The following is a 21,593-nucleotide window of genomic DNA, read 5'->3' as shown; positions in this document are numbered from 1 at the left end:
CTGCCCGTCGTGCGCGTGCCCGCCTACTCGCCGCACGCCGTGGCCGAACACTCGGTGGCGCTGATCCTGGCGCTCAATCGACGCCTGCACCGCGCCTACAACCGGACCCGCGAAGGGGACTTCAGCCTGCACGGCCTGACCGGTTTCGATCTCGTGGGCAAAACAGTCGGCATAGTCGGGACCGGGCAGATCGGTGCGACTTTCGCGAAAATCATGCACGGGTTTGGCTGCCAGTTGCTGGCGTATGACCCCTGCCCCAACCCACAGGTCGAAGCCCTCGGCGCTCGCTACCTGAGCTTGCCGCAATTGCTCGCCGAGTCGCAGGTCATCAGCCTGCATTGCCCGCTCAACGAACAGAGCAAGCACCTGATCAACCGTGAGTCACTGGCGCACATGCAACCTGGCGCCATGCTGATCAACACCGGGCGCGGTGGCCTGGTGGATACACCGGCATTAATTGACGCACTGAAGGATGGGCAACTGGGTTACCTGGGCCTGGATGTCTATGAAGAGGAGGCGCAACTGTTTTTCGAGGACCGCTCCGACCTGCCGCTGCAAGATGACGTGCTGGCGCGCCTGCTGACCTTTCCGAACGTGATCATCACAGCGCACCAGGCCTTCCTGACCCACGAAGCATTGGCCGCGATTGCTGCCACTACGTTGCAGAATATTGCCGCCTGGGCCGCCGGAGCCCCGCAAAATCAGGTGGATGCAAGTTGAACCGGATCGAAGGTCAACGGCTCGCAGCATGATCAGCGGATGTCCGTGCTAGCATGCCGCGCATATTTGGAGGACCCATGGTCGAACACGATTTCCGCTACACCCTGATGAACCCGCAACACACCCTCACCGAATGCCGCGCCCTGGTGCCAGGGCGTTATCAGGTCACCGGCAACGGTGGCTCGATTCGCAACAATGACGTGCTGGTTGTGACGCTCAAAGGCAGCAAGGACCTGGCCATGCGCCTGACCGTCGAAACAGTTCGCCACCTGATCAACCCGCCCGGCCAATGGGTGGCGGTGGCCAGTGGTCCGGTGTTCGGCGAACTGGCGATCCACACCTGGAAAGTCAACTGCGACAGTTGCGCCAAAGAGCTGAGCTTCGAGTTTGCGGTCGATGCCAAGCTGGGCAACAAGGCTGAAAAGCCAGCTGCCAATGCGCGGATCGCCGAATTGGGCTGGAGCACTGCCGGCGAGAAGCACCTGTGCCCGAAATGCCAGGAGCCTGCGTGATGAAACGCCTCGCCCTGACCGCATTGGTTGGCGCCGGTCTGCTGGGCTGCGCGGCTCAACCGGTACAACTGCAGCAGAACCGCAGCTACATTCTGGAGTGGATCGGCGAACGCCCCTTGATGGATTACAGCCACCTGACCATCACCCTGGGTGAAGATGGTCGTGCCTATGGCAATGGCGGCTGCAACCACTGGTTTGCGCCCTACACCCTGGAAGGCGACAAGCTGAGCTTCGGCAAGATCGGTAGCACGCGCAAACTCTGCGCCCCTGCATTGATGGAGCAGGAGAAGCGTTTTCTCCAGGCCCTGGAACACGTGCAGCGCTGGGATGTGTCGCCGATCGACCAGATGCGCTTCTGGCCGGCGCAAGGCAAGCCACTGCGGTGGTGGCTTGAAGAGGGTTAAATCCTAAAAAGATCGCAGCCTTCGTCAGCTCCTACAGAGACCGCTGAACACCGTAGGAGCTGCCGAAGGCTGCGATCTTTTCTCAAAGACATCTCAATTCTTGGCCTGCAACGCTTCCAGCTTCGCCAGCACCCCCGCCGCCGTCTGCTCACCCATCAACTGCTCACGAACCTTGCCCTTGTCGTCGATGATGTAGGTCACCGGCAATGCCTCGCTACGCGGCACCTCAAACAGCTCTGCAGGGTCCTGCGCCAGCACCGTGAAACCGATGCCCAGTTTCTCACTGGCGCTCTTCAGTTCTTCTCCCTGCACATTGTCAAAGTTGACCCCGAACACGCCGATGTTCCTGTCCTTGAGCTGGTCGGCCAAGGCATTCAATTCCGGAATCTCTGTACGGCAGGGCCCGCACCACTCGGCCCAGTAGTTGAGCACCAGCCATTGTTTGTCCAGACGCTCGGCAGCCACTTTCCGGCCGTTCTGGTCGATCCCGTAATCGTTGCCACATCCCCCCAGCAATAACGTGCAGATGATCGCCAGTGTCGCTGCCAGTCGTCTGTTCATGTCGTGATCCTTGTCAAAAAGAGAATACTGCCGCGACCCATTGCCTCGCGAGGTTCTGGAATACGCGCTGCACAGTTAGAATAGCCGCCACCTTACGCAAGATGCGACCCGCACATGACCGATCTGACGCTTTATCACAACCCGCGCTGCTCGAAATCCCGCGGTGCGCTCGAACTGATCCAGGCCCGTGGCCTGACACCTGATGTAGTGCGCTACCTGGAGACGCCGCTGGACGCCACGCAAATCCAGAGCCTGCTGAAAAAGCTCGGCATAGGCGCCCGGCAACTGCTGCGCACCGGCGAGGACGAGTACAAAACCCTAAACCTGGCCGACGCCAGCCTCAGCGAGGCACAACTGGTCGCAGCCATCGCCGCCCACCCGAAACTGATGGAGCGTCCGATTCTCGAAGTAGGTGACAAAGCCATTATCGGCCGTCCGCCGGAGAACATGCTGGAGTTGCTGACGTGAGCGCGCCGTACATTTTGGTGCTGTATTACAGCCGCAGTGGTTCGACCAATGAAATGGCCCGGCAGATTGCCCGTGGCGTCGAGCAGTCCGGGATGGAGGCTCGCTTGCGCACGGTCCCGGCGATCTCCACCGAATGCGAAGCCGTATCACCGGACATCCCGGATGAAGGTGCGTTGTATGCGAGTCTCGATGACCTGAAAAACTGCGCAGGCTTGGCTCTGGGCAGCCCGACACGCTTTGGCAACATGGCGGCGCCGCTCAAGTATTTTCTCGACGGCACCAGCAACCTGTGGCTGACCGGCGCTTTGGTCGGCAAGCCGGCCGGGGTATTCACCTCTACCGCCAGCCTGCATGGCGGCCAGGAAAGTACACTGCTGTCGATGATGTTGCCGCTGCTGCATCACGGCATGTTGATCACCGGCCTGCCGTACAGCGAATCGGCACTGCTGGAAACCCGCGGTGGGGGTACGCCTTATGGTGCCAGTCACCACGCCGGGGCCGATGGTAAAAGCGGTCTGAATGAACACGAAGTGGCACTGTGCCGGGCGTTGGGGCTGCGGCTGGCGAAGACCGCGCAAAAGCTGGGGAACTGACGTGGCGAAAAAGCCGAAGGTATTGCCGTCCATTGAATGGCTTGAACCGCGAGTTCGGGCCATGCGAGTCATCAGCCTGCTGTGCTATCTGGGGCTGGTCGGCTTGCTGTGTGTTTATTACCTGCTGATCGCCGACCTGCATGGCGCGCGACCGTGGGTGATCCTGTTGATCGAATTGGTGCCGCTGTTGCTGCTGGCACCAGGGATGATCCTGGGCAGCGCCCGTGGGCATTCGTGGATGTGTTTTGTGGTGAACCTGTACTTCATCAAGGGCGCACTGGCGGCCTATGACCCAAATCGGCAGCTGTTTGGCCTGCTGGAGATGGGCGCGAGCCTGGCGGTGTTCTGCTCGGCACTGTTGTACGTGCGGTGGCGGTTTCAGTTGAATCGCAAGTTGGCGGGTGAAGGCGAAATTTCCGTCGCCTGATAGACCGCCTTCGCGAGCAAGCCCGCTCCCACAGGGGATTTGTGCACAACTCAAATCCCCTGTGGGGCTTGCTCGCGAAGGGTTCAACTCGTCTCAATGATTCACGGTATAAGCCAACATCATCGAAATCTGGCTCATCGCCCGCCCACCACTTTGTTCATGCCACTGGTTGAACACATCCTGCACCAGAGCCAGGTCGCGCTGGCTGGTCGGGACCTTGTCGACGATCTTTTGCGCATTCAACCCTGCCACCACGTCATAGCTCGGCACGAACGTATCCTTGCCGACCATGCGCAGGAATCGCGGTGCCGACAACCCGCCCAACTGATGCCCGCGCTTTTTCAGGAAGGTCCACAACCCGACGATGTCGGTCACCGGCCAATCGGCAATCAATTCACCGAAACTGCCGTGCTCGTGGGCGACATCAAGGATGAACTGCGCGTTGCGCGGCACACTCTTGAGTTTGCCCAAATGTCGGATGATCCGCGCATCCTGCATCAGGCGCTCCAGATGTTCGGCACTCATCAGCACGACTTTTTCCGGGTCGAACCTGAAGAATACTTCCTCGAAGGCAGGCCATTTGGCGTCCACCAGACTGTGCTTGAGCCCTGCGCGAAAAACGCGCAAGGCCATGGTGGAGAGATAACGATCATCGCTGATGCTGCGCAACTGCGCAGGCGACTTGGGAACGGGCAGATGGGCTTCCAGTTCAGCTGCCGAACCGAAGCGGTTCAGGCAGTATTCGTGCAGCCACTTGTAATCGCGCATGCCCTCTCCTGAGGATTGAAAAGTAAAACCTGTGTTTTGCTCAGAGGTTGACGACGTTGACGAACCGCGACGCGGCGGCTTCATCGATCTTGAGACTGGTAAAGTCGAACAAGGTGCGATCCGCCAGTTGTGAAGGGATCACGTTCTGCAAACTGCGGAAAATGCTTTCGGTGCGCCCAGGGGTCTTGCGCTCCCAGTCCTGCAGCATGTCCTTGACGACCTGGCGCTGCAGGTTTTCCTGGGAACCACAAAGGTTGCACGGAATGATCGGGAATTGCTTGAAGTCCGAGTAGGCCTGTATGTCCTTTTCGTTGCAATACGCCAGCGGGCGAATCACCACGTTGCGACCATCATCGGCGCGCAATTTGGGAGGCATGGCCTTGAGCGAGCCATTGAAGAACATGTTCAGGAAAAATGTTTCGACAATGTCGTCGCGGTGATGACCGAGGGCCATCTTGGTCGCGCCGATTTCATCGGCGAAGGTGTAGAGAGTGCCACGGCGCAGGCGCGAGCACAGCGAGCAAGTGGTCTTGCCTTCCGGGATCAGCTCCTTGACCACCGAATAGGTGTCTTTTTCGACGATATGGTATTCGACACCCAGTTTTTTCAAGTAGGCCGGCAGGACATGCTCGGGGAAACCGGGCTGCTTCTGGTCCATGTTCACCGCAACGACCTCGAACTTGATCGGCGCCACCTTCTGCAAATGCAGCAGCACATCAAGCAGGGTGTAGCTGTCCTTGCCGCCGGACAGGCAGACCATCACCTTGTCGCCGTCCTCGATCATGTTGAAATCGGCGACAGCCTCCCCCGCCTGGCGGCGTAGGCGCTTCTGCAGTTTGTTCTGGTTGACCGTGAGAGTGCCCATGACGCGAACCCGTGAGGTGTGACGAAAGGCGGGCATTCTACGCAAAACCCTGGCACGACGTAATACCCCGGCTTTGAGGGAAAACATAAAGCGATTAGCCCACGCATTTACAGCGCAATTTGCTCTAAGCCCTGCCACCTATGCGGTTAAGTCCTTCCTATACTGCGACATAAGGTCGCACGGCTATCCAGACCTATCCCTTACTTGGCCACCTTGGCCCGTAGGCGCTCCACCGGGGGGCGATGGTAAAAACAAGAGGAGTGACTGGCATGATCCATCACGTAGTGGGGCTCTTCACCCACCCTGACCAAGAATGGAAGGAGATCCGTGGCGACCAGGAGGAAAGCATCAGCCACATGTATCTCACTCATACCCTGATTCTCGCGGCAATTCCGGCCGTGTCGGCATTTATCGGCACGACCCAAGTGGGCTGGGTCATCGGCAACCGGGCACCCGTGATGCTGACCCAGGAAAGCGCACTGTGGATGACCATCATGTCTTACCTGGCGATGCTCTGCGGTGTGGCCGTGATGGGCGCGTTTGTGCACTGGATGGCTCGCACCTATGACGCCAATCCGAGCCTGGCCCGTTGTGTTGCATTTGCGACCTATACCGCCACCCCTTTGTTCATTGGCGGCCTGGCGGCGCTGTATCCACACATGTGGCTGGGGATGATCGTCGGCACTGCAGCCATTTGCTACACCGTGTACCTGCTGTATGTCGGCCTGCCGACCTTCATGAACATTCCATCGGACGAGGGTTTTCTGTTTTCGAGTTCTGTACTGGCCGTAGGGTTGGTGGTGCTGGTGGCCATCATGGCATTCACAGTGATTGTCTGGGGACTGGGCGTGGGGCCCGTCTATACCAACTGACTTCGTATAAAAATTATCTGCCAATACAGGCCGCCGTAAGGCGGCCTCTTAATGTCCGGGAATTGATCGGCGACGACCATTCGGCGCCCAGACGATTCGCAACCACACGGGGTTGCGGCATACTCGACGTCTCTGGAGACCCATCAAGCATGCCCGAGCAACTCAATACCCGCGTCGAAGATTGTTACCAACTCGCTGAATCCTTTTTTAAACGTTCATTCAAACGCCCCGTGGTGAGCCTCAAGCTGCGCGGGCAAAAAGCCGGCGTCGCGCATTTGCACGAGAACCTGCTGCGCTTCAACCCTCAGCTGTACCGGGAAAACACCGACGACTTCCTCAAGCAGACTGTCGCTCATGAGGTGGCGCACCTGATTGCCCATCAACTGTTTGGCGACCGCATCCAGCCCCATGGCGAAGAGTGGCAGTTGATCATGCGCGGGGTTTACGAACTGCCGCCCAACCGCTGCCACACCTATGACGTCAAACGCCGCAGCGTCACCCGGTATATCTACAAATGCCCGTGTGCCGACAGTGATTTCCCGTTTTCGGCGCAGCGTCACGGGCTTGTGAGGCAGGGGCGAAGATATTTGTGCCGCAGGTGCCGGAACACGTTGGTGTTCAGCGGGGAGATGCGGGTCGAGTAGTTGCTACGCAACCACCTTGGCACGCCGCAAATCCGCAATCCGCTCGGCACCGAATCCCAACTCCCGCAATACCTCATCCGTATCCGCCCCCAGCTGCGCACCGATATGCCTGGGCTCAGGCAAGCCTTCGGAGAACTTCAGCGGACACGCGATCTGCGCCTGAGTCGAACCATCCCCACGGGGTACTTGCACCACCACCTGACGCGCCTGCAGCTGCGGATGCCGCACCGCCTCACCCAAGCTCAATACCGGCTCGACGCACGCATCGAGCTCGGCAAACAGGGCGCTCAATTCGGCAAAGTCATGTTTTTCGAACTCGACCTTCAACGCATCCTTGAGCTTTTTCTGATGTCCCGGTTGCGGTGCCAACCCCAGCTTAGCCATATCCTCCAAGCCAAGTGCCGCACACAATTGCTTCATGAAGGCCGGCTCCAGGCTCCCCACCGACAACCAGCGTCCGTCGCGAGACCTGTAGTAATCGTAGAAACTGCCACCATTGAGCATCTGGTTTTCCCGTGCGGGCTCCTCACCACAGGCCAGCAATCCCGCACCGGACATGGCATTAAGGGTGAAAGCGCAATCAGTCATGCTGACATCCAGATATTGCCCCTGCCCGGTCTGCTGTCGCGCAATCACCGCAGCGAGCAGGCCAATCACGCCATGTAGCGAGCCTCCCGCGATGTCGGCCACCTGCATGCCCAGCGGCAATGGCCCACTATCGGCCCGGCCTGTATGGCTGGCCAGGCCCGCCAGTGCCAAGTAATTGATGTCGTGGCCGGCGCGGTCCTTGTAGGGCCCGGTCTGGCCATAGCCGGTGATCGAAACATAGATCAGCTTCGGGTTGATCGCTTTCAAGGCTTCATAACCCAAGCCCAGGCGCTCCATCACGCCAGGGCGGAACTGCTCGAGCAGGATGTCGTGGTCGAGCACCAACTGCCTGATAACCTCCAGGGCTTCAGGCTGCTTGAGGTCCAGCGCCAGGCTGCGCTTGTTGCGATTGAGATAGGCGTGGCTCGCCGAAACGCCCCGGTCATGGGGTGGCAACACCCGCAGCAGGTCCATGCGAGTCGGCGATTCGATGCGCAACACATGCGCGCCCATGTCCGCCAGCAACAGCGAGGCGAACGGCCCCGGTAGCAGCGTCGAAAAATCCAGGATCTTCAGTGAAGCCAGTGGCCCGAGCATGAGTAACCTCCAGTGCGTTCTCCCAAGCCTAGGCAGACGATGGCATTGCAGCAATTACCGAATGCATCAGTCACAGTGACCGTTACGCTCAAATCGCGCCCATGAAAAACCCGCCGAAGCGGGTTCTCTCAGTAAAGCAGTCTTACTTAGCGCTGATTGCAGCCGGACCTTCGGCTACGCCCAGATCGTCTTCTTCACGCTCGTCGGTGATACCACGACCGCCAGAAGCCAGTTCAGCGTGCATTACATCGACGTCCAGTTCCTTGACCCACTTGGCCACGACCAGGGTCGCAACGGCGTTGCCCACCAGATTGGTCAGGGCACGGGCTTCGGACATGAAGCGGTCGATACCGAGGATCAGGGCCAAACCGGCAACTGGCAGATGGCCAACGGCAGACAGAGTAGCGGCCAGCACGATAAAGCCACTCCCGGTCACGCCGGCAGCACCTTTGGAGGACAGCAGCAACACCACCAGCAGTGTGATCTGGTGTGTGATGTCCATCTGGGTGTCGGTTGCCTGGGCAATGAACACTGCGGCCATGGTCAGGTAGATGGCAGTACCGTCGAGGTTGAACGAGTAGCCGGTCGGAATCACCAGACCCACCACGGACTTTTGCGCGCCCAGACGTTCCATCTTGATCAGCATGCGCGGCAGTACCGACTCCGAAGAAGAAGTACCGAGAACGATCAGCAGTTCTTCACGGATGTAGCGAATCACTTTCAGCACGCTGAAGCCGTGGGCGCGGGCGATACCGCCCAGCACGATCAGGATGAACAGCAGGCAGGTGATGTAGAAGCAGGCCATCAGTTGACCCAGTTGCACCAACGAGCCAACGCCGTACGCACCGATGGTGAACGCCATGGCGCCGAAGGCACCGATGGGCGCAAGCTTCATGATCATATTGATGATGTTGAACATGACGTGGGCAAAGCGATCAATGAAGTCCAGCAGCGGCTTGCCGTATGAACCCAGGCGATGCAGGGCGAAACCGAAGATCACCGAGAACATCAGCACTTGCAGGATATCACCGGTAGCGAACGCGCCAACGATGGTGGACGGGATCACATTCAGCAAGAAGCCAACGACGCTTTGATCAGCACCGGCCGCCACGTACTGGGCGACTTTGGAAGCATCAAGAGTGCTCACATCGATGTGCATGCCGTTGCCTGGCTGCACGATGTTCACCACCACCAGGCCAACCAGCAGTGCGATGGTCGAAACGATTTCGAAATAGAGCAGCGCGTAACCGCCCGTCTTGCCGACCGACTTCATGTTCTGCATGCCCGCGATGCCGCTGACGACGGTGCAGAAAATGATAGGGGCAATGATCATCTTGATCAGTTTGATGAACCCGTCACCCAGCGGCTTGAGGGCTACGCCGGTCTGGGGGTAGAAGTGACCGAGCAGGATGCCGATGGCGATGGCAACGATCACCTGGAAATACAGGGATTTATACAGTGGCTGACGAGTCGTCATTGCAAAGTTCCTCAAGAGTGCCGGCAGACAACATCCATCTGTTGTCCATGACACCTGAATTGCGAACCCTCCTGCACTGGAGGGATTTGTTTTTTCGAGCTGCGCGACGGCAGGCATCTGCTCGTTACATCGCAAGGCCCGTGCCACCTTCACAAAACTGCCAGCAAGCCGTTGGACACAAAGCCTTGCAAGTTTTACAGGGTCACCGGGTGGGCAGCTTGAAGTGGCGGATTTCCGCCCGCCCACCCGATGAGGCCCGACAAATTGGCGGATATCCGCCTTGTTGAGAAACCAATCCGTGTCTACTATCCGCCGCTCAACGGACGGACCTTTCTCTTTATGCGCGAACGTACTATCGCCAGCCATTTCGCCCGTGCCGCCCTCGGTGGAGCTCGCCGACGCGGGTACGATTATTCAGGCCTGCTCCAGCAACTGGGTATCAGTTCCGAGTTGCTTGAAGAGCCCCGTGCGCGGATTGCTCCGGAGCAATTCACCCGCCTGCTCCAGGGGCTCTGGACGGCGATGGATGACGAGTATCTCGGTTTTGGGCCAACGATCAGTCGGCCCGGCAGCTTCGCGATGATGTGTCACGCGCTGATCCACTGCCGTAATCTGGATAAGGCCCTGCATCGCGGCTTATTGTTCTATGGCCTGTTCCCCGACGGCCCCCACCTGACTATCAGCCGCGAGGACGAAATGATTCGCCTGAGCCTGGATGATTCACAGTTCCGGGATCCGGACCACTTCCTCACCGAAAGTCAGCTGATGGTCTGGCATCGACTGGGTAGTTGGCTGATCGGCCAGCGCATCCTCCTGGAACAGGCGACATTCAGCTATCCGCGCCCCGACCACGGCGCCGAATATGAGCTGCTGTTCTCCTGCCCCCTGGAGTTTGCCGCTGGGCAGAGCAGCCTGGTGTTCCACCGTCGCTACCTGGATATGCCACTGCTGCAGGACGAGCGCACCCTAAAGCACTTTCTGGAGCGCTCCCCTGCTGACCTGCTGGCACGCCCCGACGATGGCAATAGCTTGAGCAGCAGGCTACGACGCTTGCTCAGTCGTGACAGTTCGCGCTGGCCTGATCTGGAAGCGGTGGCCGCGCACCTGAATATCAGCCCCCAGACCCTGCGTAGGCATTTGCGCGAGGAAGGTACGAGTTTTCAGGAGTTGAAGGATCAACTACGACGGGACATCGCAATTTACCACCTGAGCCGCGCAGACCTGTCGTTGCAACAGATCGCCGAGCAACTGGGATTCTCCGAGCCGTCGGCGTTTCACCGGGCATTCAAGAAGTGGACCGGGTTAACACCAGGGGCCTATCGGGCACAGGAAAACTGAGCCCTCTAGACTTCCGGAAAGTGAATGCGAAATGCCGCCCCGCCCATGGGTGAATCATCGAGGGTGAGCTTCGCGCTGTAGCTTTCGATGATGTCCTTGACCACTGCCAATCCGATGCCCTGCCCCGGATGCTGACGATCCAGACGTTCGCCACGTTGGAGAATTCGCGCGCGTTGATCCGAAGGCACGCCTGGACCATCATCCTCGACGCACAGTTCGATGCCATCTGCGGTGTCGCACATACTGACTCGCACCTCACCCAAGCTCAGGCGATACGCGTTTTCCAGCAGGTTGCCTAACATTTCCAGCAGTGCCCCCTGTTCGATCGGTACATAGCAAGGCTCTGGCAGGTCAAAGGTCACCTGCACACGCTTGTCGCGATACACCTTGTCCAGCGTGTCACACAGGCTTTGCAATACAGGCCGTAAGCGCACCTGATGGCGGACCAGGCCACTTTTGCGCAGGCTGGCCCGTTGTAACTGGTAACTGATCTGCTGGCTCATGCGCTCGATCTGGGTTTGCAGCACCCTGGCCTGATCGCGATCTTCAGGGCGCTGCGCCATGTCTTCGCTGACCCCTTGAAGAACGGTCAAGGGCGTTTTCAGGCTGTGGGCCAGGTCATCAAGGGAATCGCGGTAGCGACTGCGTTGCTCACGTTCACTTTGCAGCAAACGGTTAAGGGAACCAGTCAGGCGCAACAGTTCGCGCGGGTGTTGCTCGCTTAGGCTTTGACGGGTTCCGCCTTCGATTTCGTCCAGTTCCTGGCTCAGCCGGCGTAATGCGCGCAACCCCCAGGTCAGGCCGATCCACAGCAATGCCAGCAGCACGAGCAGTGCGGCGCCGAAGCCAAGGTACAGATTTTCACGCAGTCCTTCGAGGGTGACGTCATATTCACGTACCGGCTGCAGGGCGACGATGCTGAACGCTGCGCTTTTGCCGCCGAGCAATTTGACCTCGACGTCATAGACGAAAAATTCCTGGCCATTGGCTTCACGAATTCTGGCGAACTCGTTGCCGCTTCCATCGTAACGTGGCGTGTAATTGATGTGCTCTTCCTGGGTACCGTTCGAGCGCCAGACCAGGTGACCATCGCGATCGTAGATATAACCTAGCAACCGACCGTCAGTCAGGTTGAATCGCTCGTCGGGCAGTTGCGCTGGCATCCGCAGGTTGTTGTCTTCCACACGAGCAGCGGAGATCAACGTGGTCACGTCCGACGCAAGGCGCTGTTCGATGGAATCCTGCAATGCCAGACTGAAGGCGCCCTGCATTGCCGGTAGTAACGCCAGCATGAACAATACTGCCAGGATAGTGGCAGCGAGCATCAAACGCACACGGAGCGAACGAATCAAGTGCAGCGCTCGGTAAACAGGTAGCCAAGGCCACGCACGGTATCGATCGGCTTGAATCCGTCCGGCCCCTCGAGTTTGCGGCGCAGTCGTCCCACCAATACTTCAATGACATTCGGATCGCGCTCGTCATCATCCGGATAGAGTTGCTCCATCAAGCGGTCCTTGGGTACCACCTGCTGATGGTGACGCATCAAGTATTCGAGAATGCGGTACTCATAGGCGGTCAGTGCCAGCGGTTGATCGTCCAGGCTGGCTTGCTTGCGATTGAGATCGAGCAGCAACGGCCCAGCCACGATTGTTGACTGGGTAAAGCCGCTGGAGCGGCGCAACAAGGCGTTGAGCCGCGCGTCCAGTTCCTCGAACTGAAACGGCTTGACCACGTAATCGTCGGCGCCAGCGGCAAGCCCTTCTACTTTATCCTGCCAATTGCCACGGGCAGTCAGAATCAGGATAGGAAATACCTTGCCCTGCGAACGCAACTGGCGGATCAGATCGAGCCCGCCCATCCCTGGCAGGCCGAGGTCGATCACCGCCAGGTCATGATTAAATTGCTCGGCCTGGTACAGGGCCTCTTCGGCGTTGGCCACGGACTGCACCACATGACCACTGTCCGTGAGGCGGGTTTGCAGGTGATGACGCAACAGCGCTTCATCTTCGACAACCAGCAACTTCATTGCAGACTCCCTAGAAAACGAAAATCTCCAGGGGCACTGCGGTGCACCTCGAGGGCTAACGGGCCTGGCACAATCCTGGTGAAGGGATCAGCGCAGGCCCGTCTTTGAACGCTTATCAGAAAGCGTAGTTGGCGGCCAGATACGTCTGGGCGCTGCTGGTCAGGTTCAGCGAACCCTGCTTGCTGCCGCTACGTTCGTTCATCTCGGTACTGGCATTGCTGCGCAGGTAACGATACCCCAGTTCGAGCGACGTATTTTTCGAAACTTGTTGCAGAACTCCCATCTGCGCGCCCCACGCGTAACCGATGTTGCTGTCGCGGCTGAAACCACCGGACTCCTGGGTCAGTTTGGTCACGCCTGCGGTAGCGCCGCCGAACAGCTTGGTGGAGTCGCCCAGCGGGTGAAAGAGATCAAAGCTGCCCAGCAGGTTTTCCTGACGCAATTTGACTCCGTTGTGCGAGCCCGATACGTTTTCGTAAGTGCCATAGTAGCGCGCCTGGTTGTTCTGCTGCCCCAGTCGAAGACCCCATGTGCCACTCTTGTCGATAGCGCCGTTGGCATTCGGGTGGCCCAGGTTATCGTTCAGGGCATGGGACTTTTTGATCTTGTCGCTGGTCTGTCCAAGAGTAAAGCTGGCGAAGGTGTCATTGGCCATGGCAGCGGTACTCGCGCCCATAACGGTGATAGCCAGCAGCAGTTTTTTGAATCCAGTCATTGGGTGTTTCCTTGTGTTGTTATGTGCTTGTTGGGTATGGGAGAAGATTACTGAGCTCGCCCTGAACTCCCCCTGAACACCTTCTGAACCTGGGCTGAACCAGATAGAATCGACCCTCTTCGATGACTGACTTGCGGGAGATCCAACCATGCGTGTGTTTCTAGCCCTCGTATTAATCGCCTTGAGCGGACTCAGCCAGGCGGCCATCAAGACCCAGGAAATCCCCTACCAGAGCGCCGACGGCACCAGGCTCATCGGTTATTACGCCTACGACGACTCGATCAACGGCCCGCGCCCGGGAGTTGTGGTGGTGCATGAATGGTGGGGACTCAACGACTACGCCAAGCGCCGCGCCCGCGATCTGGCAGGCCTGGGATACAGCGCCTTGGCCATCGACATGTATGGCGATGGCAAGAACACCGAGCACCCGAAAGACGCCATGGCCTTCATGCAGGCCGCCCTCAAGGACAGCTCGGCGGCAAGCGCGCGCTTTCAGGCGGGGCTTGATCTGTTGAAACAACAACCGCAGACCGATCCACAAAAACTTGCGGCCATCGGGTACTGTTTCGGTGGTGCGGTGGTGCTTAATGCCGCACGCCAGGGAGTGCCGCTGGAGGGCGTTGTGAGCTTCCACGGCGCGCTGGCGACCCAGACCCCGGCCACGCCCGGCATGGTGAAGGCGAAAATCCTGGTGGAGCACGGGGCATTGGACAGCATGGTCACTGCGGGCAACGTCGCGACGTTCAAGACGGAAATGGACAAGGCCGGCGCGGACTACCAGTTTGTCAGCCTGGAAGGCGCCAAGCATGGCTTCAGCAATCCTGATGCCGATCGCCTGGGGCACGGCGAGCATGGCGGGCCGGACATCGGTTACAACAAGGCCGCGGATGAAAAGTCCTGGGCAGACATGCAGGCGTTTCTGAAGAAAATCTTTTCCTGAATGGAAGGTGAGCAAAGTCACTGTGGCGAGGCAGCTCCCCCGCCACAGGGCGCAGCCCAAAGGTTCCTCGACCCTACCCAGCCAGGAGGCAACCCGGCAAAATGCCTGACATGAACCACTTCTTCGCCCTCCCCGCTTGCTGCACGCCGCTCGACGCTCATTGGCCGCTGCCGTTTGCGCTGCCCGAAACCGTCCTGCTGAGCACTCATTTCGACAGTACTCTGCTGGTCAACGATGACTTCGAACGCAGTGCCATCGCCCCCCCTGCAAGCATCCAGCGCTCAGTCGCCAAGCGCCAAGCGGAGTTTCTGGCCGGGCGTGTGTGCGCCCGGGCGGCGCTGCAGCAATTGGAAGGCATGGATTTCAGCCCGGCGATAGGCGAAGACCGGGCGCCGGTCTGGCCGGCGCACATCAGCGGTTCGATCACCCACAGCACCGGGCGCGCCGCGGCGATCGTCGCCAAAAAAGCCCACTGGCGCGGCTTGGGCATGGACCTGGAAAATATCCTCAACCCGGAACGAGCCGAACGGCTGGCGGGGGAAATACTGACAGCGCCGGAGATGAAGCGCATGGCAGATGGTCGTCGCGAGCAGCTGGCGATGCTGGTGACCCTGACGTTTTCGGTAAAGGAAAGCCTGTTCAAGGCGCTGTATCCGATCGTGCAGCAGCGGTTTTATTTCGAGCATGCCGAAGTGCTCGAGTGGAGCGAACGCGGTGAAGTTCGCTTGCGCTTGCTGACGGATCTGTCCAGCGAATGGCGTAACGGTTCGCAACTGGACGCACAGTTTGCTGTGATGGACGGGCAGCTGCTGAGTCTGGTCAGTGTCAGGGCTTGAAGGCCTCCCTCAAAAACCAGACGCAGGCTTTGCCAGCGGCTACAGGTTTTGTCGTTTCTCCTGATTCCGTGGCCAGCTCAGGCTGAAACAGGCGCCGCCCAGACTCTTGCTCTTGCCAATCAGCGCGCGCCCATCGTGCCAATGAATGATGCGTCGGACTATCGACAACCCCAACCCGTGCCCGCCCGACGCTCGGGTACGACTGTCGTCCAGGCGCAGAAACGGGGTAAAAATTCGCTCCCAGGCGATCTCCGGCACGCCCGGTCCGTCATCTTCGACATCGATCCGGCAGCGCTGCTGTCCCACCTGATAGCTCACAGTGACCCTGGACGTAGCATGACGCATGGCGTTGCTCACCAGGTTCTGCAAAGCCCGGTGCAGGTAACGCGGTTCGGCCTCGACCCAGGCGTCATCGCAATCGGCGGCAGACAGGCACAGACCTCGTTGCACGGTGACCCCGGCCCGCAGCGGCGCCAGCTCCTCAATGACCTGGTTGACCAGTGCATCCAGATTGATCCGCTGAAAGTTCAAGGCGGGCGAACCCTGTTCGAGACGCGCGTAGGTGAGCATTTCGTCCACCAGCTTATCGAGGTCCTCGATGTCGTGATCCATGCCTTCACAATACTTCTGCAGCGCTTGGGGAGTCGTGGCCGAGCCGATCATTTCCAGGCCAAACCGTAGGCGCGCCACCGGCGTGCGCAACTCGTGGGATACCGCGCGCACCAGTTCGCGCTGAATCGCCAGTAACTGCTGCAAGTGCTCGGCCATGCCATTGAAAGCCGACGCGAGGCGCCCTACCGAGTCCGCACCGCGGGCAGGCACCCGAGTTTCCAGGCTGCCCTTGGCGATGCGGGTGGCGGCGGCTTCCAGACCGCGCAAGCGGCGTTCCAACTGGCGCACCAGCAGATAGACAATCAGGCCAATCAGGCTCAAACCGAGGGCTGCGATCAATACCAGCCACTCCGGGGGATAAGGGTTCATCTGGTACAGAGGACCAATCTCCAGCACCCACGGGGTACCGATCATGCCGGCGAACACCCGGATCGAATCGCCCCCCTTGCCCAACGCCATCACCGTGTCGCCCTCGGATACCCGACGACTCTGGTCCTCGTCCATGTCAGCCGCATCGACTGTAACGAGTCGCAAATCGAAGCCAAAGCCTTTGTCCTCCTTGAGCTGAGCCAAGCGCTTGGGCTGTTCGGCCACTGGAACGCGCACCAGTTCGTCTGCCAGCAGGTAAATGGTCGCCCGGGCCAGTTGCTCGCTGATCTGCTGCACCTCCCCAGTCAGCACCAATTGTTCCTTGTCACTGACCAGCCGGTACACCATCGCTGCATGCGGGCCGGTCTGCTCAACCAGTGCTTGGCCGCGCAGCACTCGGGTACGTTGTGTGAGGTCGAGGTGTGTCTGGGAGAATGTCTTCAGCGTGAGCGGAATGCCCAGCAGGCGCTCCCAAACCAGCAGCGCCCGGTGGCGCTCGGTCTCGTTCATCGGTTGCAGGTTGTCGGCCATCAGCGAGAACGTGCCATGGGCCAGGCGCTCACGGTATTGCTCGCTGCGCACCTCGTTAAGCAGGTGCAGGGCGAGGACGCCGAGCACCGCCACCAGAATCAGCGCTGCGCACATCCCGCCGTAGATTCGCAGGAAGATCGAGTTCACAGGGTGCAGGCTTCCGGAACGAACAGATAACCCTTGCTACGGATAGTTTTGATCAATCGTGGATGGTCCGGATCGTCGCCGATTTTGGGGCGGATACGCGAGATGCGCACGTCGATGGAGCGGTCCTGGCCGTCATAGCCGATGCCGCGCAACGCGGTGAAAATCTCTTCCCGGGACAGAATACGCCCGGCGTTGTCCACCAGCAGCCAAAGCAGATCGAATTCGGCACTGGTCAGTTCGATGCTGGCATCACGCAGCCAGGCTTCGCGCAATGCGTTGTCCACCACCAGCGGACCAAATTGCAGGCGGCGTTGTTTTTCCGGGGCCACTTCAGGGCCTTCGCTGCGGCGTAACAAAGCCTGGATACGCGCCAGCAGCAGACGCGGGCGAACCGGTTTGCACACATAGTCGTCGGCCCCCAGGTCCAGGCCCAGAATTTGATCGGTGTCGTCGGTACGGGCGGTGAGCATCAGGATCGGACCGTCGTAACGGTCGCGGACCTTGCGACAGATGCTCAAGCCGTCCTCGCCGGGGAGCATCAAGTCAAGGATCACCAGGTCAGGCTGCTCCTTGAGTATTCGCGCTGCAGCCAAGGCGCCATCACCCTCGATCGAAACGCGCAGGCCATTGGTTTCCAGGTAATCGCGGGTCAGTTCGGCCAGACGTTGGTCGTCCTCCACAATCAATACCTGCCAGGCTTCTTGCTCCACGGTGACCTCTGCTTGCCGAAACGCTGATGGGGAAGGATCCGCCCGTCTTTTTGTAATGAATGGGGAGGATAATAATGCGTGTGTACAGGCCGATTGTATAAACGGCGCCCACCGAGAACACAAGTCGGCAAATGCGTTCGGATATGACCATTTTTTGTGGTAGGGTTCGCGCCCTTAAAAAATCACCTGGCTGTTTTCGCCCGGCAAAAAACCATGATAAACGGTCCGATCCAGCAGGGTCGCGGGCTACACGCTGGTTCCAGGTTTCACACACAATATACGCACAGGTTTATCCACAGGTAGTACGTTGCAACACCCTCCAAAACGCACTATCTTGTAGCCCGACGCAAAAAAAACCCTACATGTAGGGTTTCGCAGAAAAAACCAAACACAAACCGGACATCAAATTCAAGCGCTTTTATCGCCTCTGTCTGGTTGATTTTACGTATTTATGAAAGACCAGACCGTGCAAGCGGATGGCTACTGTTTTCGGACCGAAAACGGCGAAAGCGGTACGGGTGTTGCAGCCCTGAGCTGTCACCCAAATGGAATGCGGATTCAGGTTCAAGGCCTGGACCCAAGACTTCGGCATGGAAGCGGCGACCCAACAGCCCCTTCCTGATCTGTCCCGAAGTTGTATGCCCGGCTCCTTGCCGGTTGTAGTACTTCAGGACAGAACGGTGCGCACCGTGATGGTGCCCAAACAAACATAGAGAATGTGGAGACAACCCCCCATGCAAACCGACACAACTCGCGAGAACCCGCAGGGCACCTTGCCGCAGGCCGCTGATTCGACTTCGGATCTGTCCGCCACCGCGCCTGGCCAGCTGCGCGTGATCAAGCGTAACGGCACTGTCGTTCCTTACACCGATGACAAGATCACCGTCGCTATCACCAAAGCGTTTCTCGCAGTTGAGGGCGGCACCGCTGCCGCTTCGTCGCGAATCCACGACACCGTTGCCCGTCTGACCGAACAAGTCACAGCGACCTTCAAGCGTCGCATGCCCTCGGGCGGCACCATCCACATCGAAGAAATCCAGGACCAGGTCGAACTGGCCCTGATGCGTGCCGGCGAGCAGAAAGTGGCGCGCGACTACGTGATCTACCGTGACGGTCGTTCGAAAGAACGCGCCGCCCACGCACCGGCCGAAGAAGCAGTCAACGCTCACCCGTCGATCCGCATCACCCGCGCCGATGGCACCTTTGCTCCTCTGGACATGGGCCGCCTGAACACCATCGTTACCGAAGCGTGCGAAGGCCTGGAAGAAGTCGACGGCGACCTGATCCAGCGCGAAACCCTGAAAAACCTGTACGACGGCGTGGCCCTGACCGACGTCAACACCGCTTTGGTGATGACCGCCCGTACCCTGGTTGAGCGTGAGCCGAACTACTCGTTCGTGACCGCTCGCCTGTTGATGGACACCCTGCGTGCCGAAGGCCTGAACTTCCTGGAAGTCGCCGAAAGCGCGACTCACCACGAAATGGTCGACCTGTACGCCAAGGCCCTGCCTTCGTACATCGCCAAGGGTATCCAATTCGAATTGCTGAACCCGGTCCTCGCAACTTTCGACCTGGAAAAACTCGGCAAGGCGATCAACCACGAACGCGATCAGCAGTTCACGTACCTGGGCCTGCAAACCCTGTACGACCGTTACTTCATCCACAAGGACGGTATCCGCTTCGAACTGCCGCAAATCTTTTTCATGCGCGTGGCCATGGGCCTGGCGATCGAAGAGAAGAACAAAGAAGACCGTGCGATCGAGTTCTACAACCTGTTGTCGTCCTTCGACTACATGTCGTCGACCCCGACCCTGTTCAATGCCGGCACCCTGCGTCCACAGCTGTCCAGCTGCTACCTGACCACCGTGCCGGATGACCTGTCGGGCATCTATCACGCGATCCACGACAACGCCATGTTGTCGAAATTTGCAGGCGGCCTGGGCAACGACTGGACCCCGGTTCGTGCACTCGGTTCGTACATCAAGGGCACCAACGGCAAATCCCAGGGCGTTGTTCCGTTCCTGAAAGTCGTGAACGACACCGCCGTTGCCGTTAACCAGGGTGGCAAGCGCAAAGGCGCTGTCTGTGCCTACCTGGAAACCTGGCACATGGACATCGAAGAGTTCATCGAACTGCGCAAGAACACCGGTGATGATCGTCGTCGCACCCACGACATGAACACCGCCAACTGGATCCCTGACCTGTTCATGAAGCGCGTCTTCGATGACGGCAAGTGGACCCTGTTCTCGCCATCCGAAGTGCCGGACCTGCACGACCTGACCGGCAAGGCCTTCGAAGAGCGTTACGAGTACTACGAAGCCCTGTCCGAGTACCCGGGCAAGATCAAGCTGTTCAAGACCATCCAGGCCAAAGACCTGTGGCGCAAAATGCTGTCCATGCTGTTTGAAACCGGCCACCCATGGCTGACCTTCAAAGACCCGTGCAACCTGCGCAGCCCGCAGCAGCACGTCGGCGTGGTTCACAGCTCGAACCTGTGCACCGAGATCACCTTGAACACGAACAAGGACGAGATCGCCGTTTGCAACCTGGGCTCGATCAATCTGCCGAACCACATCGTCAACGGCAAGCTGGACACCGCCAAGCTGGAACGCACCGTGAACACCGCTGTACGCATGCTCGATAACGTTATCGACATCAACTACTACTCGGTACCACAAGCGAAGAACTCCAACTTCAAGCACCGTCCGGTCGGACTGGGCATCATGGGCTTCCAGGATGCGCTGTACTTGCAGCACATTCCTTACGGTTCCGACGCGGCCGTCGAGTTCGCCGACAAGTCGATGGAAGCGGTCAGCTACTACGCAATCCAGGCTTCCTGCGACCTGGCAGACGAGCGCGGCGCCTACGAGACGTTCCAGGGTTCGCTGTGGTCCAAGGGCATCCTGCCTCTGGATTCGCAACAGATCCTGATCGAGCAACGTGGCCAGAAGTACATCGACGTTGACCTTAACGAATCCCTGGACTGGGCACCGGTTCGCGCCCGTGTACAGAAAGGCATTCGTAATTCCAACATCATGGCCATCGCACCGACCGCAACCATCGCCAACATCACTGGCGTTTCGCAGTCGATCGAACCGACCTACCAGAACCTTTACGTGAAATCGAACCTGTCGGGCGAGTTCACCGTGATCAACCCGTACCTGGTTCGCGACCTGAAGGCTCGCGGTCTGTGGGACTCGGTCATGATCAATGACCTGAAGTACTACGACGGTTCGGTTCAGCAGATTGAGCGCATCCCGCAAGAACTCAAAGAGCTCTACGCGACTGCCTTCGAAGTGGACACCAAGTGGATCGTCGACGCGGCCAGCCGTCGTCAGAAGTGGATCGATCAGGCTCAGTCGTTGAACCTGTACATCGCAGGCGCTTCGGGCAAGAAGCTGGACGTCACCTACCGCATGGCCTGGTACCGTGGTCTGAAAACCACTTACTACCTCCGTGCCCTGGCCGCGACCAGCACCGAGAAGTCGACCATCAACACCGGCAAGCTGAACGCTGTTTCCAGCGGCGGCAACCACGGTGACGATTCGGTCCTGACAGCGCCAGCCGGCCCTGCTCCAGTGCCGAAGGCTTGCGCCATCGACGAGCCGGATTGCGAAGCTTGCCAATAAGCTGAGCTCGTGAGCGCTGAAAGGCGCTTACCCGAAAACCCCCGATAAGTCCTATGGATTGTCGGGGGTTTTCTTTTGCCTAAGGAAATGTGCCGCCAAGTTTGACGCCTTCTCGGAATCGAGTAGGAGGCGGATTTACATCCGCCGTCCTCTCACACCACCGTACGTACGGCTCCGTATACGGCGGTTCAAGTTATGCGGCTAAGCAGGTTTATCGTATCCAGTATCGAGACCAATCCGAGGC

At 59.0% G+C, this 21,593-nt stretch carries 22 protein-coding genes; 12 read left to right on the top strand and 10 right to left on the bottom strand.

Annotated elements, in window-relative coordinates; translation table 11 throughout:
• The 3 genes from L9059_RS29335 to L9059_RS29325 form a co-directional block, all read left to right on the top strand.
• Positions 1-720, top strand: a 720-nt coding sequence (locus tag L9059_RS29335; RefSeq protein ID WP_247294642.1) for a 2-hydroxyacid dehydrogenase, incomplete at its 5' end; no start/stop codon positions are given.
• 77 nt (positions 721-797) lie between these two features.
• Entirely contained in the window at positions 798-1,232 is a 435-nt protein-coding gene (locus L9059_RS29330; RefSeq protein ID WP_247294639.1) for a hypothetical protein, read from the top strand.
• Positions 1,232-1,636 carry an META domain-containing protein gene (locus L9059_RS29325; protein ID WP_247294636.1) on the top strand — a complete coding sequence of 135 codons (405 nt, stop codon included), beginning with the start codon at positions 1,232-1,234 and terminating at the stop codon, positions 1,634-1,636. Before L9059_RS29330 ends, L9059_RS29325 begins: the two co-directional genes overlap by 1 nt.
• A gap of 93 nt (positions 1,637-1,729) precedes the next feature.
• Here L9059_RS29325 and L9059_RS29320 read toward each other — a convergent pair whose 3' ends face one another.
• On the bottom strand, positions 1,730-2,197 hold the full coding sequence (locus L9059_RS29320; RefSeq protein ID WP_247294633.1) for a TlpA family protein disulfide reductase: 468 nt from the start codon (positions 2,195-2,197) through the stop codon (positions 1,730-1,732).
• A gap of 114 nt (positions 2,198-2,311) precedes the next feature.
• Here L9059_RS29320 and arsC point away from each other — a divergent pair, with 114 nt between their 5' ends.
• The 3 genes from arsC to L9059_RS29305 are packed head-to-tail and all read left to right on the top strand — an operon-like array spanning position 2,312 to position 3,685.
• Positions 2,312-2,665 (top strand): arsenate reductase (glutaredoxin), encoded by a 354-nt coding sequence (arsC, locus tag L9059_RS29315; RefSeq protein WP_247294631.1) that lies wholly within the window; start codon positions 2,312-2,314, stop codon positions 2,663-2,665.
• Positions 2,662-3,258, top strand: a complete 597-nt coding sequence (wrbA, locus tag L9059_RS29310) for an NAD(P)H:quinone oxidoreductase (RefSeq protein WP_247294619.1) — start codon at positions 2,662-2,664, stop codon at positions 3,256-3,258. The genes arsC and wrbA overlap by 4 nt, the downstream gene beginning before the upstream one ends.
• A gap of 1 nt (position 3,259) precedes the next feature.
• A complete protein-coding gene (locus L9059_RS29305; protein ID WP_247294609.1) occupies positions 3,260-3,685 on the top strand; it encodes a DUF2069 domain-containing protein in 426 nt (141 codons plus the stop codon).
• A 93-nt stretch (positions 3,686-3,778) separates the two neighbouring features.
• Here L9059_RS29305 and L9059_RS29300 read toward each other — a convergent pair whose 3' ends face one another.
• Positions 3,779-4,453, bottom strand: a complete 675-nt coding sequence (locus L9059_RS29300; protein WP_247294607.1) for a DNA-3-methyladenine glycosylase I — start codon at positions 4,451-4,453, stop codon at positions 3,779-3,781.
• A 40-nt stretch (positions 4,454-4,493) separates the two neighbouring features.
• The gene (gene ttcA, locus L9059_RS29295; protein WP_247294659.1) at positions 4,494-5,318 is read right to left on the bottom strand and encodes a tRNA 2-thiocytidine(32) synthetase TtcA; all 825 of its coding nucleotides are present in this window, start codon (positions 5,316-5,318) and stop codon (positions 4,494-4,496) included.
• 269 nt (positions 5,319-5,587) lie between these two features.
• Between ttcA and L9059_RS29290 the strand changes: the two genes are divergently transcribed.
• Together L9059_RS29290 and L9059_RS29285 are read left to right on the top strand one after the other, a co-directional pair.
• Positions 5,588-6,190 carry a Yip1 family protein gene (locus tag L9059_RS29290; protein ID WP_247294602.1) on the top strand — a complete coding sequence of 201 codons (603 nt, stop codon included), beginning with the start codon at positions 5,588-5,590 and terminating at the stop codon, positions 6,188-6,190.
• Between the two features lie 149 nt (positions 6,191-6,339).
• A complete protein-coding gene (locus L9059_RS29285; protein WP_045061788.1) occupies positions 6,340-6,834 on the top strand; it encodes a SprT family zinc-dependent metalloprotease in 495 nt (164 codons plus the stop codon).
• A 3-nt stretch (positions 6,835-6,837) separates the two neighbouring features.
• On the opposite strand, the gene L9059_RS29280 is transcribed toward L9059_RS29285, so the two are convergent.
• Together L9059_RS29280 and L9059_RS29275 are read right to left on the bottom strand one after the other, a co-directional pair.
• Positions 6,838-8,019: a CaiB/BaiF CoA transferase family protein gene (locus tag L9059_RS29280; RefSeq protein ID WP_247294599.1), complete on the bottom strand. Its 1,182-nt coding sequence runs from the start codon at positions 8,017-8,019 to the stop codon at positions 6,838-6,840.
• Between the two features lie 142 nt (positions 8,020-8,161).
• Positions 8,162-9,496, bottom strand: coding sequence for a dicarboxylate/amino acid:cation symporter (locus L9059_RS29275; RefSeq protein WP_247294596.1), 1,335 nt, complete (start codon positions 9,494-9,496; stop codon positions 8,162-8,164).
• A gap of 339 nt (positions 9,497-9,835) precedes the next feature.
• Between L9059_RS29275 and L9059_RS29270 the strand changes: the two genes are divergently transcribed.
• Positions 9,836-10,834, top strand: a complete 999-nt coding sequence (locus tag L9059_RS29270) for an AraC family transcriptional regulator (protein WP_247294594.1) — start codon at positions 9,836-9,838, stop codon at positions 10,832-10,834.
• A 5-nt stretch (positions 10,835-10,839) separates the two neighbouring features.
• On the opposite strand, the gene L9059_RS29265 is transcribed toward L9059_RS29270, so the two are convergent.
• The 3 genes from L9059_RS29265 to L9059_RS29255 form a co-directional block, all read right to left on the bottom strand.
• Complete coding sequence (locus tag L9059_RS29265; protein ID WP_247294592.1) at positions 10,840-12,186, bottom strand: ATP-binding protein; 1,347 nt, start codon at positions 12,184-12,186, stop codon at positions 10,840-10,842.
• The gene (locus L9059_RS29260; protein WP_247294589.1) at positions 12,183-12,860 is read right to left on the bottom strand and encodes a response regulator transcription factor; all 678 of its coding nucleotides are present in this window, start codon (positions 12,858-12,860) and stop codon (positions 12,183-12,185) included. The genes L9059_RS29265 and L9059_RS29260 overlap by 4 nt, the downstream gene beginning before the upstream one ends.
• Positions 12,861-12,975: 115 nt before the next feature.
• Positions 12,976-13,575 carry a hypothetical protein gene (locus tag L9059_RS29255; RefSeq protein WP_247294587.1) on the bottom strand — a complete coding sequence of 200 codons (600 nt, stop codon included), beginning with the start codon at positions 13,573-13,575 and terminating at the stop codon, positions 12,976-12,978.
• Between the two features lie 148 nt (positions 13,576-13,723).
• Here L9059_RS29255 and L9059_RS29250 point away from each other — a divergent pair, with 148 nt between their 5' ends.
• Positions 13,724-14,515, top strand: coding sequence for a dienelactone hydrolase family protein (locus L9059_RS29250; protein ID WP_247294585.1), 792 nt, complete (start codon positions 13,724-13,726; stop codon positions 14,513-14,515).
• Between the two features lie 110 nt (positions 14,516-14,625).
• Positions 14,626-15,351, top strand: coding sequence for a 4'-phosphopantetheinyl transferase family protein (locus L9059_RS29245; RefSeq protein ID WP_247294656.1), 726 nt, complete (start codon positions 14,626-14,628; stop codon positions 15,349-15,351).
• A gap of 39 nt (positions 15,352-15,390) precedes the next feature.
• On the opposite strand, the gene L9059_RS29240 is transcribed toward L9059_RS29245, so the two are convergent.
• Positions 15,391-17,010: an ATP-binding protein gene (locus tag L9059_RS29240; protein ID WP_247294584.1), complete on the bottom strand. Its 1,620-nt coding sequence runs from the start codon at positions 17,008-17,010 to the stop codon at positions 15,391-15,393.
• Positions 17,007-17,720, bottom strand: coding sequence for a response regulator (locus tag L9059_RS29235; protein WP_247294582.1), 714 nt, complete (start codon positions 17,718-17,720; stop codon positions 17,007-17,009). Before L9059_RS29235 ends, L9059_RS29240 begins: the two co-directional genes overlap by 4 nt.
• Before the next feature lie 734 nt (positions 17,721-18,454).
• Between L9059_RS29235 and L9059_RS29230 the strand changes: the two genes are divergently transcribed.
• On the top strand, positions 18,455-21,349 hold the full coding sequence (locus L9059_RS29230; protein ID WP_247294581.1) for a ribonucleoside-diphosphate reductase subunit alpha: 2,895 nt from the start codon (positions 18,455-18,457) through the stop codon (positions 21,347-21,349).
• The last annotated feature ends 244 nt before the right edge of the window (positions 21,350-21,593 follow it).

It is taken from the genome of Pseudomonas violetae (assembly GCF_023072615.1).
GTDB lineage: Bacteria > Pseudomonadota > Gammaproteobacteria > Pseudomonadales > Pseudomonadaceae > Aquipseudomonas > Aquipseudomonas violetae.
Note: the sequence above shows the minus strand (reverse complement) of the source record. Positions and strands in the feature narration are given on the sequence as shown.